The organism is Comamonas koreensis (assembly GCF_014076495.1).
Classification (GTDB): domain Bacteria; phylum Pseudomonadota; class Gammaproteobacteria; order Burkholderiales; family Burkholderiaceae_C; genus Comamonas; species Comamonas squillarum.
Genome location: NZ_CP043575.1, coordinates 4,138,642 through 4,163,097 on the forward strand (window position 1 = coordinate 4,138,642; position 24,456 = coordinate 4,163,097).

Below are 24,456 nucleotides of genomic sequence, written 5' to 3' on the forward strand. Positions count from 1 at the left end.
TCAGCCTGCATCATCCGCATGCAGCCCAGGTCAGTAGCCAGCAGTCTTTTCTTCCCCCTTGCTTTAACTGGCTGGACCCTATGGCTTCTCGCACCTCTTCCCAGGCGCAGCGTATCTCTGCGCGCGCCACTTCCACTCTCCAACCCCGTTACCTGGCCGCCGCTGTCGCCGCGCTGGTGTCTGCCGGTGCGCTTGCGCAGCAGGCTGCCCCGGATCAGCCAATGCAACTGGTGCAACTGGCGCAAGCAGAATCGACGATGCCGCAAGTCACGGTGCAGGCCAAGGCCGAAAAGGCCCCCGGTACGGTGACCGTGATCTCCGGCGAGGAGCTGGAAAAAGCCAACAGCATGGCGGACATCTCGCGCTACCAGCCCCTGGTGTCGGCCCCCGGCACGGCATCGGGTACCAGCCGCAACCGCAGCAGCTTTGACCGCTCGGGCACCACGGGCTACAACATTCGCGGTATCGAAGGCAACCGCATCGGCATGGATGTGGATGGCATTGAAATGCCCGACGCCAGCACCCGCCCCTATGTGAGCCGCGCCGGCAACAACACCTTTGGCATTGGCCGCGACTTTATCGACCCCGAGATGTTCTCCTCGGTCGGCATCCAGTCGGGCACCACCACGGCCCGGCGCGCAGCGGGCGGCATTGGCGGCGCCGTCAGCTTCAAGACCAAGTCGGCCAGCGACTTCTTGCGCAATGGCAACACCAGCTATTTCGGCGGCAAGCTCGGCTTTGACTCGGCCGACCATTCCTGGAACGAAAGCATCACTGCAGCGGGCAAATCGGGCAGCCTCGATGGCCTGATCGCCTTCTCGCGCCGCGATGGCAAGGAGACGCAGAACAACAGCGCCCTGGGCATCAAGGCATCGCCGGAAGACTGGCATTCCAACGCGCTGCTGATGAAGGGCGGCCTGCAGATCGATGCCGAGAACCGCCTGGAGCTGTCTGCCGACCTGTACCGACGCAGCAACCAGAACCAGTTCTATGGCTGGAGCAGCGACAACAGCGCCATCACACAAAACAATATGCAGGACAGCGACACCAGCCGCAACACGCTGCAGCTGTCGCACCTGTGGACGCCCAGCAGCGCCTTTGTCGATCAGCTGGACACGCGCCTGTTCTTCCAGAACACCGATACCGAAGACGTGACCGACACCACCACCTTGGCGAGCGGCGCCGTTACGCGCAACCTGTCGCAAAACAAGACCAAGGCCTGGGGCCTCTCGACCACCGGCGACAAGCGCATCGACCGCCACCGCATCAGCTTTGGCTTCAACGCGCAGACGCAGAGCCAGGAGCGCCCCTGGAACGTGCCTGGCTACATGAAGCCACAGCCCGACACCGACACCCTGCGCCTGGGCGCCTTCATCCAGGATGACATCGGTTTTGACGTGGGCGGCAAGCGCCTGGGCGTGATCCCGGCGCTGCGCGTGGACCGGGTCAAGGTCGAACCCAAGCACCTGGGCGATTTTGCCGAAGGCGCTTTGACCGAAGACGCGGCCTCCAAGCTGTACAGCAACCTCAGCAGCACCATCTGGAGCCCGAGTATGGGTCTGACCTATGAACTGACGCCCAAGTTCATGGCCTACGGCCAGTACAAGCGCAGTGGCCGTGCACCTACGGCCGGTGAAGTGTTCGGCTCCTGGAACATGGACCAGAACTACGCGGGCTCCGCCCAGTACGCGCTGATCGGCAACAGCAACCTCAAGCAAGAGACCAGCAACGCCTTTGAGCTGGGCGTCAAGGGATCGCCCGCCGACGGCGTGCTGTTCAATGCCTCGACCTTCTACACGCGCTACAAGGACTTCATCGGCTACACCCGCTACACCCGCGCCAGCGCGCCGGACAAGTTCAGCAATGTGCCGGCCCACATCGGCACCATCTACCAGGCCGAGAACCGCGACGAGGCAACGATCTATGGCCTGGAGATGAGCGCCCGCCTGGACCATGGCCAATGGGCACCCGCCGTCAAGGGCCTGTACTCGACCTGGGCGCTGGGCCTAGCCCATGGCACCTCCAAATCCAACTACGCGGGTGACAAGGATGTGCCGCTGGATACCGTCCAGCCACGCAAGGCCGTCATCGGCGTGGGCTATGACGCGCCCATGCGCGCCTGGGGCGTCAACATGACCGGCACCTTTGTCGCCGGCAAGCAGGCCCAGGCCACCAACCGCGAAAGCTATACCAATGCCGGCACCGACATTGCCGACTCCAGCATCGCGCAGTTCCGCGTGCCCGGCTATGCGCTGTTCGATCTGTCGGGCTACTGGCAGATCAACAAGAACGCCCGCCTCAATGTCGGCATCTACAACCTGACGGACAAGCGCTACTGGGATTACGCCAGCAGCCGCAGCCTGCAGCCCTCCGTCGCCAAGGACCAGCGCGACATCCAGCTGCTGACCAACCCGGGACGCACCTACGCCGTGTCGTTGAACGTCAATTTCTAAGCTTTTCTCCCACCACGAAAGGACCCCAGCATGAACCGCTTTTCCGCCGCCATGACCGCAGTCGCCGCCGCCGCGCTGCTCAGCGCCTGCGCCAGCAACAACGGCAACAACAGCAAGACCGCAGCGCCCGCCGCTGCCGCCAAGACCGAAGCCAAGGGCCCGGTCACGCCCGTGGGCGGCCACGGCCACAATGCCTTCATGGGCGGCTATGACGCCAACCGCGACGGCGTCGTCACCCGGGACGAATACGACACCCTGCGCAAACAGCGCTTCGTCGCCGCCGACACCAACAAGGATGGCTGGCTGAGCGAGGACGAATACGTGGCCGAGTTTGAAGGCCGCCTCAAGGCCCAATATGCCGCCGCAGGCAAGAAGCCCGATCAGCAGTACGAAGGCAGCATCAAGCAGGCCCATGTGCGCTTCCACATCCTCGATACCAACAAGGATGGCAAGCTGAGCATCGAAGAGGAAATCGATATCGCCAACAAGACCTTCAAGAACGCCGACCGCAATGGCGACGGCGTGGTCAACGCAGCCGACATGGCAGGCCAGTAAGCCATGCAAGCGCGCCACCTGTTTGCTGCGCTTGCCGCGACGTTCAGCCTGAACGCCGCCCAGGCCCACATGCCCTTTCTGATGCCCAGCGTGTTTGATGTGCAGCCCAAGTCCACCCTCAGTGTGGATGCGGGCTTTGCAGAAAAACTGTTCCTGTCCGAGGTCCAATTTGGCCCCACGCCGTTCAGTATCACCACGCCCTCGGGCACCACGTTGCCCTTTGGCGAGGTGCACCAGTTCAAGTCCCGCACAGTGGCGGAGCAACAACTGCCCGACGAAAAAGGCAGCTACCGCCTCTCTACCGGCCCGCGCCTGGGTGCGATCTTTCGCAGTTGGGAAGTGAATGGCAAAACCATCGTCGTGCGCGACCCCAAGGCCGTCATGCCCGAAGGTGGCGTAATGAAGGTGCACTACCAGTCACTGTCGGTTTCCGAGGCCTACGTCACCGCCGGTGCGCCCACCCCCATCAAGCCCCACGGCAAAGGGCTGGAGATCGTGCCCAGCACGCACCCCAGCGACGTGTTCGCCGCAGAGAAATTCAACTTTGCGGTGCACTTTGATGGCAAGCCGCTGGCAGACCAGAAGGTCAGCATCTACCGCTCACCGATGGACCTGCAAGGCCAGAACAGCGTAGATGAGCTCAGCACCGACGCGCAAGGCGACATCAGCTGGACCCCGAGCAAGCCAGGCATCTACATGGCCCTGGTGCGCCACCGTGCCCCTGCCCCTGAAGGCGCTGCCGCGCCGACCTATGGCTACAACTACACGCTGACCTTCCGGGTGCTGGCGCAGTAGTCTTGGTTCAGGGCTGTGGAAGTCGCAGGGCTTGCTCCATCCCGGGCAAGCTCCCCGCTGGCCCACGGCCCGCCTTGCATCGCCCATCACCAGCTGGCATCCGCCCTCCCCGGCGGGCGCTGGGGCGCAAACACCTCGACCAGATGGTCCACCAGCGCTTTTGTCTTGGCCGGCAGATGGGCGCCACCCTGGAACTGCAGATAGATATCGGCCGGTGGCAGCCGCCACTGCGGCAACACCTGCTGGAGCTGGCCCGCGCGCACGAGCGGGCCGACCTCCCACTCCGAGCGCATCAAGATGCCGTGCCCGGCCATCGCCCAGGCCGTGGCCGACTCTCCATCGTTGGCACTCAGCGGCCCCCTCACCTTCACGGTTTCTGTCTGCGCGCCATTGCGCAGATGCCAGGTGCCAAACGCCTCGTCGCCCTCGCGGATAAAGAGGCAGGCATGGCGCGTCAGCTCCTGCGGTGACAATGGCGCGCCCATTGCTTGCAGATAGCGCGGTGAGGCACAGAGCACACGGCGGTTGCGTGCCAGCACCCTGGCCGTCCAGCGGGAATCCGGCATATCGCCCATGCGGATGACCAAGTCGAAACGGTCCTCCAGGAGGTCGGCAGGCCGGTCGCTCAGCTGCAGCTGCACCTCGACCTGCGGAAAGCGGCGTGCAAAGGCCCCCAGCGCCGGCGCAATATGCCGCCGGCCAAAGCCGAAGGTGGCGTTGACCCGCAACAGGCCCTGCGGCACAGCGGCTGCCCCACCAATGGCGCGCTCCAGCGAACCCAACTCGGAGAGCAGACGCGCACCTTCGACAAGGTAGCGCTCACCCTCAGGCGTCAGGCTCATGCGGCGGGTGGTTCTTTGCATCAGCCGGGCGCCCAGCCGGGCTTCGAGCGCTGCAAGGCGCTTGCTGACGGCGGGACCTGTGACACCCAGCTGCTGGGCCGCGCTGCGCATGCTGCCCTCTTTGCTGAGCAGCGCAAAAAAGGCGATGTCAGAAAATCCATCCATTCGTAACTCCAACGACCGAAAGTCTTTCTCTGCCGCGCATTGTATATTTCCACTTCACCTGTGAGACTAGAGTTAACTAACGAAATAGATCACCCCCATGCACCGCACTCTTTACCGCAAGCTGGTCGACACCCATACCGTCGCCCAGCTCGACGCGCACAACGTCTTGCTGTTCTGCGACCTGCACTTGATGAACGAGTACACCAGCCCCCAGGCCTTTGCTGGCCTGGACGCGCAAGGGCGCAATGTGCTGATGCCCGGCCAGAACATGGCCGTCGTCAGCCACGTGATTCCGACCGAGCCGGGCGCCATCCGGGTCATCCGCGATGCCGCACCCGCGCTGCAGGCCAGCAAACTGCGCAAGAACTGTGAGCAGCACGGCATCCCCTTGTTCGACACCCAGGATGCGCTGCAAGGCATCGAGCATGTGGTGGCGCCTGAGCACGGCATGGTCCGGCCGGGGATGGTGGTCATTTGCGGCGATTCGCACACGACCACCTACGGTGCGCTGGGCGCGCTGGGCTTTGGCATCGGCACCTCGGAGGTCGAGCATGTGCTGGCCACGCAGACCTTGGTGTACCGGCTCGCCAAGGACATGCGCATCCAGGTCGATGGCGTGCTGCCGCTGGGCACCAGCGCCAAGGACCTGATCCTGATGGTCATCGGCCATATCGGCGCCCAGGGTGCCCGAGGCCATGTCATCGAGTTCTGCGGCACGGCATTTGACGCCATGTCGATCGAAGCCCGCTTTACCGTGTGCAACATGGCCGTCGAGGCAGGCGCCCGTGGCGCCTTGATTGCGCCCGACCAGAAGGCCGCAGACTATGTGCTTGCGCGCTCCGCAGACCTGAACGGCCCCCTCCGGCAGGCCGCCCTGCAGCACTGGGCCAGCTTGCGCAGCGATGAAGGCGCGGCGTTCGATGTGGAGCACCGTTTTGACGCCAGCGATGTACCCCCGCATGTGACCTGGGGCACCAGCCCGGACCAGGTCGCGCCCATTGGTGGCGCGGTGCCCGACCCGGCGATGCAGCCCCCTGGGCCAATGCGCCGCAGTACCGAGCAGGCGCTGCGCTACACCGGGCTCGCCGCAGGCACACCGCTGGAGGGCATCGCCATCCAGCATGTCTTTATCGGCTCCTGCACCAATGCCCGCATTGAAGACCTGCGGGCCGTGGCCGAGGTGGTGCGTGGGCGCCAGGTCGCCCAAGGGGTCCGCGCCATGGTGGTGCCGGGCTCCGGCGCGGTCAAGCGGCTGGCAGAAGCAGAAGGCATTGCCAGCCTGTTGCTGGAGGCTGGCTTTGAATGGCGGGAGCCGGGCTGCTCCATGTGCCTGGCGATGAACGGGGACATCCTGGCAGACGGTGTGCGCTGTGCCTCCACCACCAACCGCAATTTCGAGGGGCGCCAGGGACGCGGTGCCATCACCCACCTGATGAGCCCTGCGATGGCAGCCGCCGCTGCCATCACCGGCACCATTACTGACGTTCGCCGCCTGGAGACCCGCCATGCGTGAGCAACATATCCTGAGCGGCAAGATGGCCGCCTTGGCCATCGAGAACCTGGACACCGACCAGATCATGCCCAAGCAGTTTCTGCACGGCATCGACAAGGCCGGGCTGGACAAGGGCCTGCTGTACGACCTGCGCTTTGATGCCGCAGGCCACCGGCGCCCAGGCTTTGTGCTGAACCAGCACGAGCGCGCCGATGTCGAGGTGCTGGTGGCTGGCGCCAATTTTGGCTGCGGCTCCAGCCGAGAGCACGCCGTCTGGGGGCTGCAGCAGTACGGCATCCAGGCCATCATCGCGCCCAGCTTCGGAGAAATCTTCTACTCCAATGCGATGAACAACCAGCTGCTGCTGGTCATGCTGCCTGAGGCAGACATCGCCCAGCTCATGGCCGATGCAGGCAGCCTGGAGACCTCACAGGTCCATATCGACCTGCAGACCCTCCGGGTCAAGAGCCCGAGCGTGGACGCGCGTTTTAGCCTGTCGGAGCGCCACCACCGCATGCAGCTCGAACGCAGAGACCTCATCGGCATGTCGCTGATGTACCAGGCGGAGATCACGCATTTTGCGCAACGCCACTGGGCGGCCTATCCTTGGCTCCAAGATGTGGCCCTACGCACCCGCCAGCAACTGGGCGCTACGCCACGCGCACAGCCACCGGCCAGCCTTGGAGGAAAAGCCTGATGTTCGAGCGTTTTGACACCCGCGATGTGCCCGTCAACGGCACCGTGATTCGTTGCCGCGTAGCAGGCACCGGCCCAGCCCTGTTGCTGCTGCATGGCCATCCGCAGAGCCATGTGATGTGGCACCGCGTGGCGCCGGCGCTGGCCGAAACATTCACCGTCGTCTGCGCCGACCTGCGCGGCTATGGCGACTCAGCCCGCCCCGGGGCCAGCCCGCACAATGCGGCGTACAGCAAGCGCACGATGGCCCAGGACATGGCCGATATGATGACCCGCCTGGGCTTTGCGCAGTTTCGCCTTGCCGCCCATGACCGGGGCGCCCGCGTGGCCCACCGGCTGCTGCTGGACCACCCGGGCCGGGTGACGCGCGCCATGCTGCTCGATATTTCACCGACCCTGGCCATGTACGAGCAAACCACAGAAGCCTTCGCCAAGGCCTACTGGCACTGGTTCTTCCTCATCCAGCCAGCACCGCTGCCAGAGCGGCTGATTGACGCCGACCCCGCCGCCTATATCCGCGATGTCATGGGGCGCCGCCACGCCGGCCTGGCTGCCTTCGCGCCCGAGGCGCTGCAAGAGTACCTGCGCTGCATCGCCATCCCAGGCACCGCCACCGCCATCTGCGAGGACTACCGCGCATCCGCCGGCATCGACCTGGAGCACGATCGGGCAGACCGTGCCAACTGCCACCAAGTGACGGCCCCGCTGCGCGTGCTATGGGGTGCGGAAGGCGCCGTGGGGCGCTGCTTTCCGGTGTTGGACCTGTGGCGCGAAGCCGCCACTGAAGTCAGCGGCAAAGCGCTCGACTGCGGCCACTACATTGCTGAAGAGCAGCCAGCACAGTTGCTGGAGGAGATGCGGGAATTCTTTGCTATCTGATGGGCAGGATGGCGGTGGTCGTTGCGAGGCCCGCTGCGGGTATCAGCGGGCTTTCTTGGGTTTGGCGAGAACGTTGTTTCAGGCAGCGGTGCAACCAATAGCCTCACCAACAAGCGTCGCGTGGCAGACGTTTAAGAAAGATCCAGCCCAGCCTCTCTGAGCCGAGCACGCAGATCATCAATTCCCACAAAGTGGATGGCATTGAGCCCCACACGCCTGGCCGCTTCCACATTACGCAGGCTGTCATCAATGAAGAGGGTGGATCTGGGGCTCAAACCGAATCGTTGGATGGTGAGCTCAAAAATCTCGGCTTGAGGCTTTACAAGTCGCTCGTGACCCGAGACAACGATGCCCTCGAACCAGTTGAGAAAGTCAAACCGCGCTTGCGCGATAGGAAAGGTCTCGGTAGACCAGTTGGTCAGTGCCAGCAAGCGCAGATGCCGTTGCCCGAGCTCCCTCAAAATGTCCACCACATCGTTGTTCGCACCAGGCATCATTTCCTCCCATCGATCGTAGTAGGCACGAATGTTCGCCTCCTGGGACGGATGCCTTTCAATAGCTTCTGCAATGGCATCACTCCATGGCCTGCCTTGGTCCTGACGTTCGTTCCAATCAGGACTGCACACTTCTGCCAAGAACGCTTCCATACCTGCAACGTCCAGGCCAAAAATCTTTCGGTACAAGTGTCTCGGGTCCCATTGGATCAGCACATTGCCGAGGTCAAAAATGACGGTATCTATCAGCGGTCCGTTCATGCAATCGCTCAAAGTAGTAGAACCGCTGCACCTTACACCAAACGATGGATGTTGTTGCCGCTTGCGTAGGGCTTGCTAGCTGCTGCTCAACGCTTTGCAGCTCAACAGATGACTGGGCTTGATCACAACTCACCCTCGTAGAGGCCCCATTCATGAGCCCCGCTCATGGCGGCATGCGCCCCAAAGGGCTCAATCAAAAGTCGTTCCACCTCTAGCATGCAAGCCATGGACCACCCAGCCGCGCCAGCGGCCCTTCCCTGGAGTTGACTATGCACACTGACAGCAACACAGGCACGCACGTGCCCACCCGAATCCCTGACATCCGCCAGCACTGTGCGCCACAGGAGGCCGCATGAGCAAACACCTGATCGCAGCAGGCGCCTCCATGCTGATCAGCAGCAGCATCGCCCAAGCCCAGGGCATCCACATCAGCCCCGCCGGCACACCGGCCACGATGATCGGCGCGGCGCAGAACTTCAGCGGCCATGTGGCCGTTGACATCAAGGCCGCGGGCGACAGCGCGCAGCATGGCAGCGTGGGCATGGTCGACTTTGCGCCGGGGGCCCGCACGGCCTGGCACACCCACCCTGTCGGGCAGCTGCTGGTGGTGACCGATGGAAAAGGCTGGATACAGCAGGACGGCCAGCCCCGGCAAAACATCCAGGCCGGTGATGTCGTCTGGATCGATGCCGATGTGCGCCACTGGCATGGGGCCGCCACCACCACCGGCATGCGCCATATGGCGGTGACCTATCTCAAGAACGGCAAGAACGCCGACTGGAAGGAGCTTGTCAGCGATGCGCAATACAACCCCCGCTAAACACCTGCAGCAGCAGCTGTGCGCCACCGGGTTGGTGGTGATGGCCGGTGACTCATCAGCACAGAGCACGGCCACCCGCCCGGCGGCCGCGAGCGCACAGGCCTGCGCTGCCAACGGCCAAAGCCCATCGCCCTCGCAGGTGCTAAGCGCCCAGCAGCAGGCCATCTTGCCTATCGCAGCGTTTGCGGCCGCAGGCGACATGGAGCGGCTGACCTCCAGCCTGCAGGCGGGGTTGGAAGCCGGCCTGACTATCAGCGATATCCGCGAAGTGCTGGTGCAGCTCTATGCCTATGCCGGCTTTCCGCGCAGCCTCAATGCGCTGAGCGCGTTCATGCAGCTGCTGCAGCAGCGCGAAAAAAGCGGCATTGTCGATGCACCCGGCTGCCCACCCAGCCGCGCCATTGCGCAAGGCGATGCGCTGCGCGCTGCCGGCCGCGCCAACCAGACCCAGTTGGCGGGTGCGCCCGTGCAAGGGCCCTTGTTTGACTTTGCGCCTGCGATGGGTGAGTACCTGCAGTCGCACCTGTTTGGCGCCATCTTTGAGCGCGACAACCTCGACTGGCACAGCCGCGAGCTGGCCACCGTCGGCATGCTGTCGGCACTGCCGGGAGCTGAATCACAGCTGCAATCGCATATGCGCATCAGCCTGAACGCCGGGCTGAGCGCCGCCCAGCTGCAGCAGGCGGTGCAGCTGCTGGACAGCCGCGTGGGCGGCGCCCATGGCCAGCGCGCCCGCACGGCACTGGCCAACACCTTGGCGGCGTTGGCTGGCCAGACGCGTTAAAGCGCTAGCCCTTGCTGGCCTCGCCCTGCACCTGGCCCCAGCCACCGCCCAGCGCCTTGTACAAGGCCACGCTGGCGCGCAAGCGCTCCTGGTGCAGCTGCACCGCCAGGTCCTGCGCCTGGTAGAGCGAGCGCTGCGTGTCGAGCAGCACCAGCTGGGTCTCGGCCCCCGCGCGGTAGCGGGCCTCGGCCAGCGCCAGCGCTCTGCGGGCCTGGCGCAGTTCTTCCTCCTGCGCCAGCGCCTGCTGCTGCACACCGGCCACGGCGTTCAACGCGGTCTGTACATCGCTGAAGGCCTGGACGATGCTCTGGCGGTAGGCCAGCAGCAGCTCCTCGCGCTGGGCCATCACCAGGTCGCGGTTGGCGGCCAGGCGGCCGGCATCAAAGATGGGGGCAGCCAGGCCTGCGGCCAGCGCGTACAGCGGGTTGTCCAGCACACGCTGCAGCTGCCGGCCTTGCGCACCCAGCTCGGCCGTCAAGGTCAGGCGGGGCAGCATGGCGGCGCGTGCGGCTTCCAGGTCCGCATCGGCCGCCTGCAAACGGGCCTCGGCACGGGCAATGTCGGGCCGGCGGGTGACCAGCGCGATAGGCTGGCCCTGGTCGATGCGGGGCACCTGCAAGGCCAGCACACTGCTTTGGCTGACAGCAGGGCCTTGCGCCTGGCCTAGCAGCAAGGCCAGGCTGCGCTGGGCATCGTCCTGCTGCTGGTCCAGCGCCGCCAGCGCCCGGCGCTGCGCCGCCACCAGGCCGCGCTGCTGCGCCAGCTCCAGCGATGTGGCCGCGCCAAAACTGGCCTTGGATTCAACCAGCGCCAGCAGGCGCTCGGCGATTTGCAGATTGCGCTGGGCAATCTCACCGCGCTCACGCAGGCCCACGTTCAGCAGCCAGGCATCTGCCACTGCGGCGGTGACCGACAGGCGCACCGTGTCATGGTCAAAGCTGCTGGCGCGCAGCGCAGCGCCTGCCGCATCACGCTGCGACTGCAATCGGCCCCAGAGGTCCAGCTCATAGCTGGCGGCCAGGCCGACCGACAGGTTGCGGCCCGTCGTCTCGGCGTGGCCCCCCAGCCGGCCCTGGTGCCCAGCCAGGGCAGAGGCATTGACCGTAGGCAACAGCTCAGCCCCTGCATAGCGGGCGCTGGCCTGCGCCTGCTGCACCCTGGCCATGGCGGCGGCCACATCCAGGCTGCGCTGCTGCGCATCGGCCACCAGCGCATCGAGCTCCGCGCTGCCAAAGCTGCGCCACCAGCCCTGGCTGACGGCATCGCCTTGGGCTGCATCACTGCGCTGCCACTGGGCCGGCACATCCAAGGCTTGCAACTGCGCCTGCTGCACCTGCGTGGGCGCCGACACACAGCCGGCCAGCACCAGGGCCGCTGCCAGCGCGCTGGCGATTGGGAAGATCTGCATACTCACTCTCCTGCCAGGGCCCGTACCGGGTCCAGGCGCGCAGCCGTCTTGGCCGGCATATAACCAAACACCAGACCGGTGACCACCGCGCAGGCAAAGGCACCGGCCATGGCCCGGATGGAAAACACCACCGGCACACCGGCCAGCACCAGCACCGCGCCTACCAGCGCGCCCACCACCAGGCCCACGGTGCCACCGCACAAGGTCACCAGGCTGGCCTCGGTCAAGAACTGGCGCAGGATATCGCTCTGCCGCGCGCCCACCGCCATGCGGATACCGATCTCCCGCGTTCGCTCGCGCACCGTCATCAGCATCACATTCATCACGCCAATGCCGCCCACCACCAGCGACACGGCAGCAATCAGCCCCAGCATCACCGCCATGCTCTGGCGCGTGGCCGCCTCGGCCTGGATGCGAGCGGCGGCATTGCCAATGCCAAAGTCCTCGCGGCCGCCATGGCGCGCCAATAGCACGCGGTGCATGGCCGCCTCGGCCTCGTTGACCACGTCAGACGACATCGCCTCCACCACCACATAGTCCGGCTGGGTCTGCGCCTGGTAGACGCGTGCCCGGCCCGATTGGTAGGGGATAAAAACCATGTCGTCGTAATTCTGCGCACCCGAATCGGCACCACGCTCGCTCATCACGCCAATCACCTCAAAGGCCGAGGTGCCGATGATCAGCTGCCGCCCCAGCGGATTGGGCGTGTCGGGGAAGAAATGCTGGTGCGCCTTGTGGCCCAGCACTACCAGCGGCGCCAGATCGCGGTCCTCGGTGTCCGTGTAGTAGCGGCCCAGCTTGGGCTTCCAGTGGTGCACCAGCGGCATCTCTTGGCTGGAGGCAAACACATAGACCTGCTTGTCGGCATTGCCATAGCGCACGGTGATGGGGTCGCCAATCACCGGCATCACGCGCCGTATCTCGGGCAGCTCGCGCACAGCGGCCAGGTCTTCTTCGGTGATCTGGCCGGCCGGCCCGCCGGTCGCTGGCGGCTTGCTGCCCATGTAGAGAATCGCCGTGCCCATGGTGCCCATCTGCTCGACCACCTTGCGCCGCGCGCCCTCGCCAATGGCCAGCATCACGATCACCGAGACCACGCCGATCACAATGCCCAGCAGGGTCAGGCTGGTGCGCACGCGGTTCATGCGCATGCCGCGCCAGGCCGAACGCGCGGCCTCCAGCAGCTCGGCGACCAGCGGCGCGGCCGAGGCACTGCCGCCCTGGGGCACCGGCGCCAGCTGCATGCGGGTGCTGTCGCTGGCAACTGTGCTTGACGTGGTGCTTGTGTCGGCGCTTGCGGCAGCGCCGGCAGCGGCAGGCGCTGCCTCGGCCTGGCTGGCACTGTCACCCACGATACGCCCATCGCTGATCTCGATGACGCGCTGCGCCTGCGCCGCCACATCGCGGTCGTGCGTGATCAGGATGATGGTGTGGCCGGCAGCGGCCAGCTCACGCAGCAGCGCCATCACCTCGGCACCGCTGTGCGAATCGAGCGCACCGGTGGGCTCGTCGGCCAGGATGATATGGCCGCCATTCATCAGCGCCCGCGCAATCGACACGCGCTGCTGCTGCCCGCCCGAGAGCTGGTTGGGCCGGTTGCCCAGGCGCTCGCCCAGGCCCAGGCGCTGCAGCAGCGCCTGCGCGCGCTGCACCCGCTCCCCCTTGGACAGGCCAGAGTAAATGGCCGGCATCTCCACGTTCTCACTGGCGCTTTCGCTGGCAATCAGGTGGTAGCCCTGGAAGACAAAGCCAAAGGCCTCGCGCCGCAGCCAGGCCAGCGCGTCCGAGTCGAACTGCGCCACATCCTGGCCCTGGAAGTGGTAGCTGCCGCCGCTGGGCCGGTCCAGGCAGCCCAGGATGTTCATCAACGTGGACTTGCCCGAGCCCGAGCTGCCCACGATGGCGACAAACTCGCCCGCGTCAATGTCCAGGTCGATGCCATGCAGCACCGTCACCAGCGGCTGGCCGCTGGCGGGGTCGCCATAGTGTTTGCGAATGGCGCGCAGTGCGATCAATGGCTGGCTTGGTTCAGCCGCGTCGCTCACCATTGCAGCCACCTGGGGCCACGCTCGAGCGGGGTCTCGCCGACGACGACCTTCTCACCTTCGGCCAGCCCGTCGAGCACCTCCACCTGGTGGCGGCTGCGTATGCCCAGCTTCACGCTGCGGGTCTGGGGCTGGCCATCGGCACCCAGCACCCGGGCCACATGGGCGCCTTCGTGGGCCTTGTCTTCTTCCACCGCCGTCAGCGCCACCGCCAGCGCCTGGCTGGCACTGGCGCTGACAAACACCACCTGCGCCGTCATCTGCGGCATCAGCTCGGCGTCGTCGTTGTCCACATCAAACAGCACGGTATAGGCCACGGCCTTGGTTGCTGGCGCCGGCGTTTGCGCATTGCCGGCGGGCTGAGCCTGGTTGGCCGCAGGCGCGGGCAGCACCTGGCGCACCTGGCCCTTCCAGCGCCGGGGCTTGGTCTGACCGGCTCCGCCCAAGGTGGTGAAGTAGACCGGCATGCCCTCTTTGACGCGGCGCACATCGGCCTCGGACACCTCGGTCCAGACCGTCATCGCCGACAGATCGGCAATGCGCAGGATATTGGGCGTCTGGTAGGTGGCGTTCAGCGTCTGGCCCTCGCGCGCCTCGACCGACACCACGGTGCCCGCCATCGGTGCATAGATGCGGGTGTAACCCAGGCGCGCCTCGTCGGCCTTGAGCGATGCCAGGGTCTGGCTGATCTGGGCCTTCAAATGGTCCATGCGCGCCACGGCCATCGCCAGGTTGGCTTGCGCGGTCTGCAGGTCTTCCTCGCGCGTGGCCTCGTGCGCGCTCAGCTGCTGCTGGCGCTGCAGCTGCTGGCCCGCCAGCCGGTGCTGGGCCTGCTGCTCGGCCAGCTGGGCACGCAAGCCCGCCAGGGATGCACGGCCCGCATCCACGGTGGCCCGCTGCACGCTGGGGTCAATCTCCACCAGCAGATCGCCCTTGGCCACCTCGGCACCGGGCTGCACGCGCAGCTTCAGGATCTGGCCCGAGACCTGGGCGCCGACATCCACATAGCTGCGCGGCTGCAAGGTGCCAATCGCGGTCACCGTGGCCTCGATATCCTGGCGCGCCACCGGCTCGCTCTGGTAGGCCATGGCCGGGCGGCCCGACCACCACAGCAGCGCGCCTGCCACCACCGCCGCCACAGCAACCGCTGCCACTCCCACACGCGAGGCCTTCATGAGATGTCTCCCTCAGCCACGCCCAGCCACTTCTTCTGCATAACCGCCATTGCTTCCCCCACCTATTTCTCAGCAGACCCTCAGGCCCACCACCAACCCCACAAGGCCAGCGGCGCCAGCGCAACCGCTGCACGCGCTGCCCAGCGCGGCGCAGCCGCAATCCACAACACGGCGACCAGTGACCCGACCGATATCCAACCCAGCCAGGCCACCACCCCCACGGTGGCGCCCCAGCCGCCCACACTGGGCAGCGCGGCGGCCGCCAGCAGCAAGCTGCCCAGCAGTCGCAGCAGCTGGCCGCGCCGCCGTGGTATTTCTCGCTCGCCCGTCAACTGCTCATGGTGGCGCTCCATCGCAAAGGCCAGGGCCGTCATGCCGGCAAAGGCCAGCGCCAGTGCATACGCCGATGCTTGCCAACTGCTCATGCGCCCACCTGTACGTTGTTGGCGGCGGAAGACGCCGCATTGCCCGCGACCAGCGCCCGGCGCCGCCACAGCACACGGCAGGCCCAGACGGCGGCCAGGCCAAAGGCCCAGGCGACCAGTTCCACGCCGGCGCTTTCCCAGTCGCCGCGCAGCAGCTGGGCGGGCCAGTGGTCACCCACGGTCACGGCGTTGAGCACCGGCAGCAGCAGGCACAGCGCAGCCAGCAGCGCCATCTGTTCCAGCCAGGCCTTGGCCGGCGCGCGCAGCAGGCCATGCAGCAGCGCGGCCAACCACAGGCCAAAGAACACGCCCAGCTCCCACTGCGCGCGCTGCGGCAGCTCCAGCGGCAGCAAACGGTTGGCCCAGAGGTAGCCGATACAGGCGACGCCCAGGCCGGCAACGGCCGCCACATTCAGCCCCTCGATCAGGCGGTAGACAGCAGCCGTTGCGCTGCCAAACTCGCCCATGTGCTTGCTGCGGCGCTTGACGACAAACAGGATGGCGCCGGTGGCCATCATCGCGGTGCCCGCCAGGCCGCAGACAAAGTACAGCCACTTCATCGGCCAGCCACCAAACTTGACCATGTGCAGCCCGCCCATCACCGATTGCGCGAGCGACGCGCCGCCGCCCTCGGCCTGGCCGGGCATGCGCAGCTGCAGCAGCTCGCCGCTGGCGGCCGAGAACATGGCCATGCCGGTGTTGGGGCTCAGGCGCTTGTCGGCGTTGGCATCGCTGTTCCAGCCATAGATGCCCACGCGCGCCGCCGCATCGCCGGGGTGGTTGACCACCACGGCGCGCACGGGCTGGCCTATCAGCGCCTGGCCACGTGCGGCAAAGCTCTCCAGATCGGGCACCGCCATGGCTTCGCCCGAGCGCGGCGGCTTGCCCGGCTCGCCCAGCTCGGCCGCAAAGGTCTGGACGGCGCCGGGCGCGGTACCGTACTGGCTCCAGATGCCAGCGGGCATAAAGGTCAGGGCCGATATTGCAATGCCGGTGTAGGCAATCATCAGCTGAAACGGCAGGGTCAATACCGCCACGGCATTGTGCGCATCGAGCCAGCTGCGCTGGCCCTTGCGGCCGCGGAAGGTGAAGAAGTCCTGAAAAATCCGCTTGTGCGTGACCACGCCACTGATGAGCGCCACCAGCATCGCCATGCCGGCCACACCCACCACCCACAGCCCGGCCTGGCCGGCATGCAGCTCGTAGTGGAAATGCACAAAATGCTCGCCGCCCATCGTGGCCCGCATCGCGCCATGGTGGTGCTCGTCCAAAGGCTCGCCCGTGCGGGTGTCCAGCTCGGCATCGGCGTATTGGCGCTGCTGGTCAAACCAGTACACCTTCAGCTCGCCGCCGCCCTTGGCATCAGTCGGCCAGATCTCCCACATCTCGGCGCCTTGGTGGTGCTTTTCCATAAAGGCCGCGCCCCAGGCCAGGCGCTGGCCCCGGCTGGAGGCCAGGCCGGCGGCCTCGGCAGCCGCCTGCTCGGCCTCATGCGCCGCTTCTTCGGCATGGTGCTCGGGCATCATCCAGTGGCCAATCGCTTCCTGGAACACCGCCAGGGTGCCGGTCAGAAACACCGCATACAGCAGCCAGGAGAACCACAGCCCGCACCAGGTGTGCAGCCAGGCCTGCGCCTGGCGAAACCCGCCCCGCCCTGCGCCGCTGCCCGGCCGCCTGTCAATCACGGTCTTGCCCATGTCAGCGCCCCAACACCAAAGCGCCCGCTGCCAGCAGCAGCGCGGGCAGTGCAATCCCCAGCCAGACCTTGCCCGGCGAGACCGGCGAGAACGCCCACACTGCCGCCAGCGCATGCAGCGCAAAGCTCCACTGCATGCCAGCCAGTACGGCCTCGGCGCGGGCAGCGGGCAGCACAGCCGCTAAAAAGACGGCCAAGGCGCTCGCCAATGCATAGCCGCCAAAGAAGGCGGCCAGCAAGCGGCTCAGGACGGACAGGCCCGGGTGGGCGCTGGGTGCGTTAGGAAGGGGGTACATGGATAAGGGCATCGTGGTGGTGGGATAAGAAACAGCTGCGCTTGGTGCGCCAGCGAAGCGCCAAAGCTTCTCCTCTTACTTGACACGCGAGATGCAAAAAAGGGCCAAATGGTTTGTAAGCGGCTGTCCAGCACTCCCCGGCTCGCCCACACCGTCCGGCAGGCCAGGTAGGTGCCCATCAGTCCCTGTCGCTCATGAGGGGCTGGTCACCAAGCTCGTCAACATGTCTACAGACTGGGGCATGCTCTGCCCGTCCTGGCCAGGCCACCCACAGCAGGTCGGCACAGGGCCAGCGCAAACCGCTCCATAACGCGCGGGTGAAGGAGGCAGACAATTCCATGGGGCTGGATCATAAGCCATGTAAAGAGAATCATTCTCAATATCCACAGCAGAAAAAAGTAATCTCCCTATGAAAACACCTTCCGATCTGGCAAATCCTTTAGCGCCCACTGGCATGGTTGGGTCGCGACAATATCAGCCAAATTTAGCCATATGTAAACTTCGATAAGCATGCGAGATATCAAGAAGATGGACCTGAACCTGCTCAAGGCGCTGGACGCACTGCTCGATGAGCGCAGCGTGACGCGCGCCGCCGGCAGGCTGGGGCTGACCCAGCCGGCGATGAGCGGCATGCTGCAGCGCCTGCGCGAGAGCTTTGCCGACCCCTTGTTTGCGCGCGTCCAGCGCGGTATGGTGCCCACGCAGCGCGCGCTGGATCTGGCCCTGCCAATCAAGCAGATGCTGTGCGAGATCGATGCGCTGCTGCAGCCGCCAGTATTTGACCCCAGCACCGCCCGGCTCACCTTCCGCATCGCCGCCACCGACTATGCGCTGCGCGCCATTGCCGTGCCCTTTTTGGCGGCCTTGAAGCGCCAGGCGCCCAGCATTCGCGTCTCGCTGATCCCGCTGGAGCCGCGCCTGGTGCAGGGCCAGCTCGAGCGCGGCGATATCGACCTGGCGTTTTTGACTGGTGACAACACCCCCCAGGACATGCATGCGCGCCAGCTGTTCCAGGAGCACTATGTCTGCGTGATGCGCGAAGGCCACCCCGCTGCGGGCCGCAAGCTCAGCGTCAAGCAGTTCTGCGCGCTGGACCATGCGCTGGTGTCGTACGAGGGCGGCGGCTTCCACGGCGTGGTGGACGAAGCGCTGGAGAAGCTGGGCCAGCGCCGCGATGTGACCTTGTCGCTCAAATGCTTTGTGGTGCTGCCCGATATCCTGCGCTCCAGCGACCTGGTCGCCGTGCTGCCCAGCCGCCTGGTCGCTGGCATGGAGGGGCTGTCGGTCTGCAAGCCGCCCGTGGAGGTGCCAGGTTTTAGCAAGCTGGCCGTCTGGCATGAGCGCAGCCACCACAACCCGGCGCAGCGCTGGCTGCGCGAGCTGCTGTTTTCCGCGACCCAGGTATAGCGGCCCCGGTTGGGGGCCGCATGCAGCAGCTCCTCTGGATCGCCGCATGAGCGCCTAGCAACAGGGTTGCGGCGCTTATGGCGCTGCCCAGGGCGGCGACTGGATGTAGTGGTCCCAGCAAGCAGGCTGCTGCGCTGGAGCGCCTTGGCAGCTACGCCAGCCTACGGCATACCAGGCTTTACCGCCGTTGCAGTAGTCGCCTGATTTCTTGGCGTCGCTGCGCCAAATTTCTTTCTCCAGCGTGTCGTTCCAGTCTTTTGTCTTCAAGGGGCTTGTGCTGGGTGTGAGCTGGCCCATGGCGGTGTTGGTGACGCCGGGGAAAATTTCAATGCCAGGCGTGGCGCTGCGCATTTTGAAAGCCGCAGCAAGGGGCACGCCTGATATCAGCCAGGCATATGGCCGCCATAAAAAACCAGCATTTGATTTATGGCTGTAGCACCTCAATTGCAGGCGATGGACGGCCGGAGCAGCCCCTGTTTGGGCTGGCGCCCCCCGCCTTGCAGATGTGAAAGCGATCTGCGGGCGGCAGCTTCGGCGGCCGTTCCATCCCTTATTTTTCCACCCCAAGCATTGCCATGTCAGCCCTGTTTACCCCCTTTACCCTCAAAGACGTCACCCTGCGCAACCGCATTGCCGTGCCACCGATGTGCCAGTACAGCGCCACCGATGGCTTCAGCAACGAATGGCACCAGGTGCACTACCCCTCGATCGCCCGGGGCGGCGCGGGCCTGGTGATTGTTGAAGCCACTGGCGTGTCGGCCGATGGCCGCATCAGCCCTGCGTGCCTGGGCCTGTGGGATGACGCCCATGTGCCCGGCCTGGCGCGCATTGCCGCCGGCATCGAGGCGGCAGGCGCCGTGCCCGGCATCCAGATCGCGCATGCCGGCCGCAAGGCCAGCGCCAACAGCCCTTGGGAAGGCGACGACCATATTCCCGAGAGCGACCCGCGCGCCTGGCAAACCATTGCGCCGTCGGCCATCGCCTTTGGTGGAGACCTGGGCCGCGTGCCCCGGGAGATGACCCTGGCCGATATCGAACGCGTCAAAGCCGACTTTGTCGCCGCCGCCCGCCGCGCGCTGGCCGCCGGCTTCAAGTGGCTGGAGCTGCATTTTGCCCATGGCTACCTCGCCCAGAGCTTTTTCTCGGCCCACGCCAACCAGCGCCAGGACGCCTATGGCGGCAGCTTTGACAACCGCGCCCGCTTTGCGCTGGAAACGCTGGCCGCCGTGCGCGAAGTCTGGCCCGAAAACCTGCCGCTGACCGCCCGCTTTGGCGTCATTGAATACGATGGCCGCGATGAGGAAACCCTGGCCGAATCGATCGAGCTGGTGCGCCGCATGCGCGAAGGCGGCCTGGATCTGCTCAATGTCAGCGTGAACTTTGTCATCCCCGGCGTGCAAATCCCCTGGAGCGAGCCCGCCTTCCTGGCCCCGATTGCCCAGCGCGTCAGCCGCGAAGCGGGCCTGCCTGTCGCATCGAGCTGGGGCATTGACGACCCCGAGCTGGCCGAGCGCGTCGTAGCCGAAGGCCAGATGGCGCTGGTGATGATGGGCCGCTCGATGCTGGCCAACCCGCACTACCCCTACACGCTGGCCCAGCAGCTCAAGGCCGCCCGCCCGGACTGGGTGCTGCCTGCGCCTTACGCCCACTGGCTGGAGCGCTACCGTGGTGCGGGCAAGCAGGCGGCGGTGGCGGCCTAAGCGGCCCTCACCCTCCAAGACCGGCCAAGCCTCTCCTGGCCGGTCCGCGCTACCGCTTTTTAGAACCGGTAGCGCGCCCTTCAGCTCGCCAGCAGGCACAGGCGAGGGAGGCACCGTGCAGCGGCTGGCTGATCCGGGGCATGGAGAACCGGCGCGGTGCAGCCCCAGCGCAGCAACATGCACACCAAAATTCGGCTTTCGTCATTCAAGCCAATCTTGCTTGCACTCATCGATCAGATCTATAAACATGGGCTGTACTGTGGCAAGAACACATCAGCACGGCCGGCTTCCACGCGCGTAAAAATCAGCAATGACCAGCCCGCTTGCGACGCTTAAACGGGGTCTGGATCGCCCCAATGCGGGTGTTCACTCACTGATGCGCCAGCACAGAGCAAGCACCGAAAACCGGATCAGCGCATGCAGTATGCCATGCTAAATCCTTGAAAAAGTTCAATTTCTGATCTATGACAAGCGCAGCGCATTCAACGACTTTGTCAGCCCTCTCCTACATACAGATTTTCGTGGACTCGGTTAACGTGGCAGCACCCCATTGCAAACAATTCCTAACAAGCTGTACACCGGGCGACTTTGGATATAGCCGGTAGAGCAGCCCTTCTTTTGACCTGAGAGGCTCTTATGGATTGGCTCAGAGGTATCTTGCACCAGGCGCCCGAGATCGCGCTGTTTGCATCGCTGGCACTTGGCTATGGCGTCGGCAAGCTGCGGTTTGGCTCGTTCCAGCTGGGGGGCGTGGCGGGCTCGCTGCTGGCGGCTGTGTTGATCAGCCAGGTGGGGGTACAGATCGACTCGGGCATCAAGGCGGTGCTGTTTGCGCTGTTCATCTATGCCGTGGGTTTTGAGAGTGGGCCCCAGTTCTTTCGCTCGCTGGGGCGGCAGTCGATCAAGGAGATCCTGATGGCGGCCGTGGTCGCCATCTCGGGCCTCGTCACCGTCGTGGTGCTGGCGCGGGTCTTCCACCTGGACAAGGGGCTGGCCGCAGGGCTGGCTGCCGGCGGCATGACGCAGTCGGCCATCATCGGCACGGCAGGCTCGGCCATCGAGAAGCTGGGCCTGGCCGCCGATGAGGTGCAGCGCATGCAGGCCAATGTGGCGATTGGCTATGCGGTGACCTATATCTTTGGCTCGTTCGGCGCCATCTTGCTGTGCGTGAATGTGCTGCAGTGGCTCACCGGCCGCAAGATCCATGACGACGCCATCCAGGCCGAGCAGGAAATGCTCAAGGGCGTGCATGTCTATGGCGCGGGCGAATCGCCTGCGGCACCCGATCTGGTGGGCCGCATTTTCAAGGTCAAGCAGTCAGGCCGCACGGTGACTGAGCTGGAGGCCAGCACCCCGCAAGGCTCGGTCACCATCGAGCGTATCCGCCGCAAGAATGCGCTGGTCGGCGTGGACCCGCAGCTGGTGCTGGAGGCGGGCGACATTGTGCTGCTGGTGGGCCGGCGCGCGGCGGTGGTGGCACTGGGTGCCAACATCGGTGATGAGCTGCAAAGCGCCGAAGACATGGACGTGGTCATGGTGCGCCGTGATGTGTCCATCACCAACAGCCAGTACCTCAACCGCAGCGTCAAGGACATTCTGGACAGCCTCACGCCCGATTTCAAGCATGGCGTCTATGCGGTGGCGCTGACGCGCTCGGGCTCACCGCTGCCAATCACGCCCACTACCCTGATCGTGCCCGGCGATGTGGTGACCCTGTTTGGTACGCCCCAGGATGTGCAGAACGCCGCGCAGTCGGTGGGCCCCATCCTCATTCCCAGTGACAAGACGGACTTTGTCTTCCACGGCCTGGGCATCACCGTCGGGCTGCTGATTGGGCTGCTGGTGCTGCGCATCGGCTCCATCCCCATCACCCTGGGCAGCGGCGGTGGCGCCTTGCTGGCGGGTCTGCTGTTTGGCTGGTGGCGCAGCCGCAAGCACACCCTGGGCAATATGCCCACTGCCGCCTCTGCCCTGCTGCGCGACCTGGGCCTGGCCGGCTTTGTGGCCATGGTCGGCCTGCAGTCGGGCCAGCAGGCGGTGAGCACGGTGATGGAGCAAGGCCTGAGCCTCTTTCTGATGGGCATGGTGGTGACCATCGTGCCGCTGCTGATTGCGATGCTGTTTGGCAAGTATGTGCTGCGCTATGAGAACGTGGCCATCTTTGCTGGGGCGCTGTCGGGCGCGCGCAGCGCCAACCCCGCCTTTGGCGAGGTGCTGGACAAGGCGGGCAACGCCATCCCCACGGTGCCGTTTGCGATCACCTATGCGCTGGCCAATGTGTTTCTGACATTGCTGGGCCCGCTGGTCATCGCGTTTGCATGAGGGGCGCTGCTGCGCTCTCTTTTTCAGGGATTTCCAGGCGGCGCTGCACCGCCTCCCCTCTTTCCGTTTATCCCGTTTATCAACGACTGCAAGGAGTTGCACCATGTCTCAGGACTACCAGCGTCTGGCCCATTTGAGCCCGTTCGAGCTCAAGGATGAATTGATCAAGGTGGCATCGGGCAAGGCCAATCGGCTGATGCTCAATGCCGGTCGCGGCAACCCGAACTTTCTGGCGACCACGCCGCGCCGCGCGTTCTTTCGCCTGGGGCTGTTTGCGGCGGCCGAGTCCGAGCTGTCGTACTCGTACATGACGGTAGGGGTTGGCGGCCTGGCCAAGATTGAAGGCATTGAGAGCCGCTTTGAGCGTTACACCGCCGAGCACCGCGACCAGGAAGGCGTGCGCTTTCTGGCCAAGGCGCTCAGCTATGTGCGCGACCAGTTGGGCCTGGACCCGGCTGCCTTTCTGCATGAGATGGTGGACGGCATCCTGGGCTGCAACTACCCGGTGCCCCCGCGCATGCTGACCGTGAGCGAGAAGATTGTGCGCCAGTACATCGTGCGCGAGATGGCCGGCGGCGCCGTGCCGGTGGAGTCGGTCGACCTGTTTGCCGTCGAAGGCGGCACCGCTGCCATGGCCTATATCTTCGAGAGCCTGCGCATCAGCGGCCTGCTCAAGGCCGGTGACAAGGTTGCCATCGGCATGCCGGTGTTCACGCCCTATATCGAGATCCCCGAGCTGGCCCAGTACGCACTGGAAGAGGTGCCCATCCATGCCGACCCGGACAATGGCTGGCAGTACTCTGACGCCGAGCTGGACAAGCTGCGCGACCCGGCCGTCAAGATCTTCTTCTGCGTCAACCCCAGCAACCCGCCGTCGGTCAAGATGGACCAGCGCAGCCTGGAGCGCATCAAGGCCATCATTGCCGACCACCGGCCCGATCTGATGGTACTGACCGACGATGTCTACGGCACCTTTGCCGATGACTTCCAGTCGCTGTTCTCGGTATGCCCGCACAACACCTTGCTGGTCTACTCCTTCTCCAAGTATTTTGGCGCCACCGGCTGGCGCCTGGGCGTGATTGCCGCGCACAAGGAAAACATCTTCGACAAGGCGCTGGCCCAGCTGCCCGAGAGCGCCAAGGTCGAGCTGGACCACCGCTACCGCTCGCTACTGCCCGATGTGCGCTCGCTCAAGTTCATCGACCGCCTGGTGGCCGACAGCCGCGTGGTGGCGCTGAACCATACGGCCGGCCTATCCACCCCGCAGCAGGTGCAGATGGTGCTGTTCTCGCTGTTTGCGCTGATCGATGAAGCCGATGCCTACAAGCAGGCGCTCAAGCAGCTGATCCGCCGCCGCGAGGCCACCTTGTACCGCGAGCTGGGCATGCCGCCGCTGCACAACCCCAACTCCGTCAACTACTACACCCTGATCGACCTGCAGAGCGTCACCTGCCGGCTCTATGGCCAGGCGTTTTCCGACTGGGCCGTGCAGCAGTCCTCGACCGGCGACATGCTATTCCGCATTGCCGACGAGACCGGCATTGTGCTGCTGCCGGGCCGGGGCTTTGGCTCGGACAGGCCATCGGGCCGGGCGTCGCTGGCCAACCTCAACGAGTACGAATACGCCGCCATTGGCCGCGCCTTGCGCCAGATGGTGGACGAGCTGTATGCGCTGTTCCAGGCGCAGTCAGCCGCCAAGCCCTGAGCCGCTCTGGCGCATCAACGCGGCAGCGCAGGCCCGCCCCC

General features: G+C 65.3%; 21 protein-coding genes. 13 read left to right on the plus strand and 8 right to left on the minus strand.

What is annotated here, in order from left to right:
• Positions 1 to 80 precede the first annotated feature (80 nt).
• From F0Q04_RS18860 to F0Q04_RS18870, 3 genes are read left to right on the plus strand one after another with little or no spacing between them, the layout of a single operon-like run.
• Positions 81 to 2,453 (plus strand): TonB-dependent hemoglobin/transferrin/lactoferrin family receptor, encoded by a 2,373-nt coding sequence (locus F0Q04_RS18860; protein ID WP_182342903.1) that lies wholly within the window; start codon positions 81 to 83, stop codon positions 2,451 to 2,453.
• Between the two features lie 30 nt (positions 2,454 to 2,483).
• Positions 2,484 to 3,008, plus strand: coding sequence for an EF-hand domain-containing protein (locus F0Q04_RS18865; protein ID WP_232539403.1), 525 nt, complete (start codon positions 2,484 to 2,486; stop codon positions 3,006 to 3,008).
• A gap of 3 nt (positions 3,009 to 3,011) precedes the next feature.
• Entirely contained in the window at positions 3,012 to 3,803 is a 792-nt protein-coding gene (locus F0Q04_RS18870; protein WP_182342906.1) for a DUF4198 domain-containing protein, read from the plus strand.
• Between the two features lie 86 nt (positions 3,804 to 3,889).
• Here F0Q04_RS18870 and F0Q04_RS18875 read toward each other — a convergent pair whose 3' ends face one another.
• Positions 3,890 to 4,810 (minus strand): LysR family transcriptional regulator, encoded by a 921-nt coding sequence (locus tag F0Q04_RS18875; RefSeq protein ID WP_116925877.1) that lies wholly within the window; start codon positions 4,808 to 4,810, stop codon positions 3,890 to 3,892.
• A gap of 97 nt (positions 4,811 to 4,907) precedes the next feature.
• Here F0Q04_RS18875 and leuC point away from each other — a divergent pair, with 97 nt between their 5' ends.
• The 3 genes from leuC to F0Q04_RS18890 are packed head-to-tail and all read left to right on the plus strand — an operon-like array spanning position 4,908 to position 7,877.
• Entirely contained in the window at positions 4,908 to 6,323 is a 1,416-nt protein-coding gene (leuC, locus tag F0Q04_RS18880; RefSeq protein WP_182342908.1) for a 3-isopropylmalate dehydratase large subunit, read from the plus strand.
• Positions 6,316 to 6,999: a 3-isopropylmalate dehydratase small subunit gene (leuD, locus tag F0Q04_RS18885; protein WP_182342910.1), complete on the plus strand. Its 684-nt coding sequence runs from the start codon at positions 6,316 to 6,318 to the stop codon at positions 6,997 to 6,999. Before leuC ends, leuD begins: the two co-directional genes overlap by 8 nt.
• Positions 6,999 to 7,877: an alpha/beta fold hydrolase gene (locus F0Q04_RS18890; RefSeq protein WP_182342912.1), complete on the plus strand. Its 879-nt coding sequence runs from the start codon at positions 6,999 to 7,001 to the stop codon at positions 7,875 to 7,877. The genes leuD and F0Q04_RS18890 overlap by 1 nt, the downstream gene beginning before the upstream one ends.
• Positions 7,878 to 8,008: 131 nt before the next feature.
• On the opposite strand, the gene F0Q04_RS18895 is transcribed toward F0Q04_RS18890, so the two are convergent.
• Positions 8,009 to 8,632, minus strand: coding sequence for an HAD family hydrolase (locus F0Q04_RS18895; RefSeq protein WP_182342914.1), 624 nt, complete (start codon positions 8,630 to 8,632; stop codon positions 8,009 to 8,011).
• Between the two features lie 352 nt (positions 8,633 to 8,984).
• Between F0Q04_RS18895 and F0Q04_RS18900 the strand changes: the two genes are divergently transcribed.
• Complete coding sequence (locus F0Q04_RS18900; protein ID WP_116925872.1) at positions 8,985 to 9,452, plus strand: cupin domain-containing protein; 468 nt, start codon at positions 8,985 to 8,987, stop codon at positions 9,450 to 9,452.
• Complete coding sequence (locus tag F0Q04_RS18905) at positions 9,430 to 10,236, plus strand: carboxymuconolactone decarboxylase family protein (RefSeq protein WP_182342916.1); 807 nt, start codon at positions 9,430 to 9,432, stop codon at positions 10,234 to 10,236. Before F0Q04_RS18900 ends, F0Q04_RS18905 begins: the two co-directional genes overlap by 23 nt.
• A gap of 4 nt (positions 10,237 to 10,240) precedes the next feature.
• Here the strand turns inward: F0Q04_RS18905 and F0Q04_RS18910 are convergent, their stop codons facing one another.
• From F0Q04_RS18910 to F0Q04_RS18935, 6 genes are all read right to left on the minus strand, one after another.
• Positions 10,241 to 11,644 carry an efflux transporter outer membrane subunit gene (locus F0Q04_RS18910; RefSeq protein ID WP_182342918.1) on the minus strand — a complete coding sequence of 468 codons (1,404 nt, stop codon included), beginning with the start codon at positions 11,642 to 11,644 and terminating at the stop codon, positions 10,241 to 10,243.
• Positions 11,645 to 11,646: 2 nt separating this feature from the next.
• Positions 11,647 to 13,692, minus strand: coding sequence for an ABC transporter permease (locus F0Q04_RS18915; RefSeq protein ID WP_182342920.1), 2,046 nt, complete (start codon positions 13,690 to 13,692; stop codon positions 11,647 to 11,649).
• Positions 13,686 to 14,864, minus strand: a complete 1,179-nt coding sequence (locus F0Q04_RS18920) for an efflux RND transporter periplasmic adaptor subunit (RefSeq protein WP_182342922.1) — start codon at positions 14,862 to 14,864, stop codon at positions 13,686 to 13,688. The genes F0Q04_RS18915 and F0Q04_RS18920 overlap by 7 nt, the downstream gene beginning before the upstream one ends.
• An 80-nt stretch (positions 14,865 to 14,944) precedes the next feature.
• Positions 14,945 to 15,289 carry a DUF3325 domain-containing protein gene (locus F0Q04_RS18925; protein WP_182342925.1) on the minus strand — a complete coding sequence of 115 codons (345 nt, stop codon included), beginning with the start codon at positions 15,287 to 15,289 and terminating at the stop codon, positions 14,945 to 14,947.
• A complete protein-coding gene (locus F0Q04_RS18930) occupies positions 15,286 to 16,986 on the minus strand; it encodes a PepSY-associated TM helix domain-containing protein (protein ID WP_182342927.1) in 1,701 nt (566 codons plus the stop codon). Before F0Q04_RS18930 ends, F0Q04_RS18925 begins: the two co-directional genes overlap by 4 nt.
• Position 16,987: 1 nt before the next feature.
• Positions 16,988 to 17,281: a DUF3649 domain-containing protein gene (locus F0Q04_RS18935; protein WP_116925866.1), complete on the minus strand. Its 294-nt coding sequence runs from the start codon at positions 17,279 to 17,281 to the stop codon at positions 16,988 to 16,990.
• Between the two features lie 510 nt (positions 17,282 to 17,791).
• On the opposite strand from F0Q04_RS18935, the gene F0Q04_RS18940 reads away from it, so the two are divergent.
• The 5 genes from F0Q04_RS18940 (at position 17,792) to F0Q04_RS18960 (ending at position 24,415) form a co-directional block, all read left to right on the plus strand.
• Positions 17,792 to 18,688 (plus strand): LysR family transcriptional regulator, encoded by an 897-nt coding sequence (locus F0Q04_RS18940; RefSeq protein ID WP_116925865.1) that lies wholly within the window; start codon positions 17,792 to 17,794, stop codon positions 18,686 to 18,688.
• Between the two features lie 208 nt (positions 18,689 to 18,896).
• Positions 18,897 to 19,124: a hypothetical protein gene (locus F0Q04_RS18945; protein WP_133248134.1), complete on the plus strand. Its 228-nt coding sequence runs from the start codon at positions 18,897 to 18,899 to the stop codon at positions 19,122 to 19,124.
• Positions 19,125 to 19,263: 139 nt separating this feature from the next.
• Complete coding sequence (locus F0Q04_RS18950) at positions 19,264 to 20,388, plus strand: NADH:flavin oxidoreductase/NADH oxidase (RefSeq protein WP_116925863.1); 1,125 nt, start codon at positions 19,264 to 19,266, stop codon at positions 20,386 to 20,388.
• Positions 20,389 to 21,024: 636 nt separating this feature from the next.
• Complete coding sequence (gene aspT / locus F0Q04_RS18955; RefSeq protein WP_182342931.1) at positions 21,025 to 22,710, plus strand: aspartate-alanine antiporter; 1,686 nt, start codon at positions 21,025 to 21,027, stop codon at positions 22,708 to 22,710.
• Between the two features lie 103 nt (positions 22,711 to 22,813).
• Positions 22,814 to 24,415 carry a bifunctional aspartate transaminase/aspartate 4-decarboxylase gene (locus F0Q04_RS18960; RefSeq protein ID WP_182342933.1) on the plus strand — a complete coding sequence of 534 codons (1,602 nt, stop codon included), beginning with the start codon at positions 22,814 to 22,816 and terminating at the stop codon, positions 24,413 to 24,415.
• Positions 24,416 to 24,456: the final 41 nt, after the last annotated feature.

Excerpts from the sequence above, each read along its gene's own strand:
- F0Q04_RS18925 (WP_182342925.1), bottom strand. The coding sequence starts at position 15,289 with ATGAGCAGTTGGCAAGCATCGGCGTATGCACTGGCGCTGGCCTTTGCC.
- F0Q04_RS18920 (WP_182342922.1), bottom strand. The coding sequence starts at position 14,864 with ATGAAGGCCTCGCGTGTGGGAGTGGCAGCGGTTGCTGTGGCGGCGGTG.
- F0Q04_RS18895 (WP_182342914.1), bottom strand. The coding sequence starts at position 8,632 with ATGAACGGACCGCTGATAGATACCGTCATTTTTGACCTCGGCAATGTG.
- leuC (WP_182342908.1), top strand. The coding sequence starts at position 4,908 with ATGCACCGCACTCTTTACCGCAAGCTGGTCGACACCCATACCGTCGCC.
- F0Q04_RS18875 (WP_116925877.1), bottom strand. The coding sequence starts at position 4,810 with ATGGATGGATTTTCTGACATCGCCTTTTTTGCGCTGCTCAGCAAAGAG.
- F0Q04_RS18900 (WP_116925872.1), top strand. The coding sequence starts at position 8,985 with ATGAGCAAACACCTGATCGCAGCAGGCGCCTCCATGCTGATCAGCAGC.
- F0Q04_RS18915 (WP_182342920.1), bottom strand. The coding sequence starts at position 13,692 with ATGGTGAGCGACGCGGCTGAACCAAGCCAGCCATTGATCGCACTGCGC.
- aspT (WP_182342931.1), top strand. The coding sequence starts at position 21,025 with ATGGATTGGCTCAGAGGTATCTTGCACCAGGCGCCCGAGATCGCGCTG.
- F0Q04_RS18935 (WP_116925866.1), bottom strand. The coding sequence starts at position 17,281 with ATGTACCCCCTTCCTAACGCACCCAGCGCCCACCCGGGCCTGTCCGTC.
- F0Q04_RS18960 (WP_182342933.1), top strand. The coding sequence starts at position 22,814 with ATGTCTCAGGACTACCAGCGTCTGGCCCATTTGAGCCCGTTCGAGCTC.
- F0Q04_RS18870 (WP_182342906.1), top strand. The coding sequence starts at position 3,012 with ATGCAAGCGCGCCACCTGTTTGCTGCGCTTGCCGCGACGTTCAGCCTG.
- F0Q04_RS18860 (WP_182342903.1), top strand. The coding sequence starts at position 81 with ATGGCTTCTCGCACCTCTTCCCAGGCGCAGCGTATCTCTGCGCGCGCC.
- F0Q04_RS18940 (WP_116925865.1), top strand. The coding sequence starts at position 17,792 with ATGCGAGATATCAAGAAGATGGACCTGAACCTGCTCAAGGCGCTGGAC.
- F0Q04_RS18930 (WP_182342927.1), bottom strand. The coding sequence starts at position 16,986 with ATGGGCAAGACCGTGATTGACAGGCGGCCGGGCAGCGGCGCAGGGCGG.
- F0Q04_RS18910 (WP_182342918.1), bottom strand. The coding sequence starts at position 11,644 with ATGCAGATCTTCCCAATCGCCAGCGCGCTGGCAGCGGCCCTGGTGCTG.
- F0Q04_RS18890 (WP_182342912.1), top strand. The coding sequence starts at position 6,999 with ATGTTCGAGCGTTTTGACACCCGCGATGTGCCCGTCAACGGCACCGTG.
- leuD (WP_182342910.1), top strand. The coding sequence starts at position 6,316 with ATGCGTGAGCAACATATCCTGAGCGGCAAGATGGCCGCCTTGGCCATC.
- F0Q04_RS18905 (WP_182342916.1), top strand. The coding sequence starts at position 9,430 with ATGCGCAATACAACCCCCGCTAAACACCTGCAGCAGCAGCTGTGCGCC.
- F0Q04_RS18865 (WP_232539403.1), top strand. The coding sequence starts at position 2,484 with ATGAACCGCTTTTCCGCCGCCATGACCGCAGTCGCCGCCGCCGCGCTG.
- F0Q04_RS18950 (WP_116925863.1), top strand. The coding sequence starts at position 19,264 with ATGTCAGCCCTGTTTACCCCCTTTACCCTCAAAGACGTCACCCTGCGC.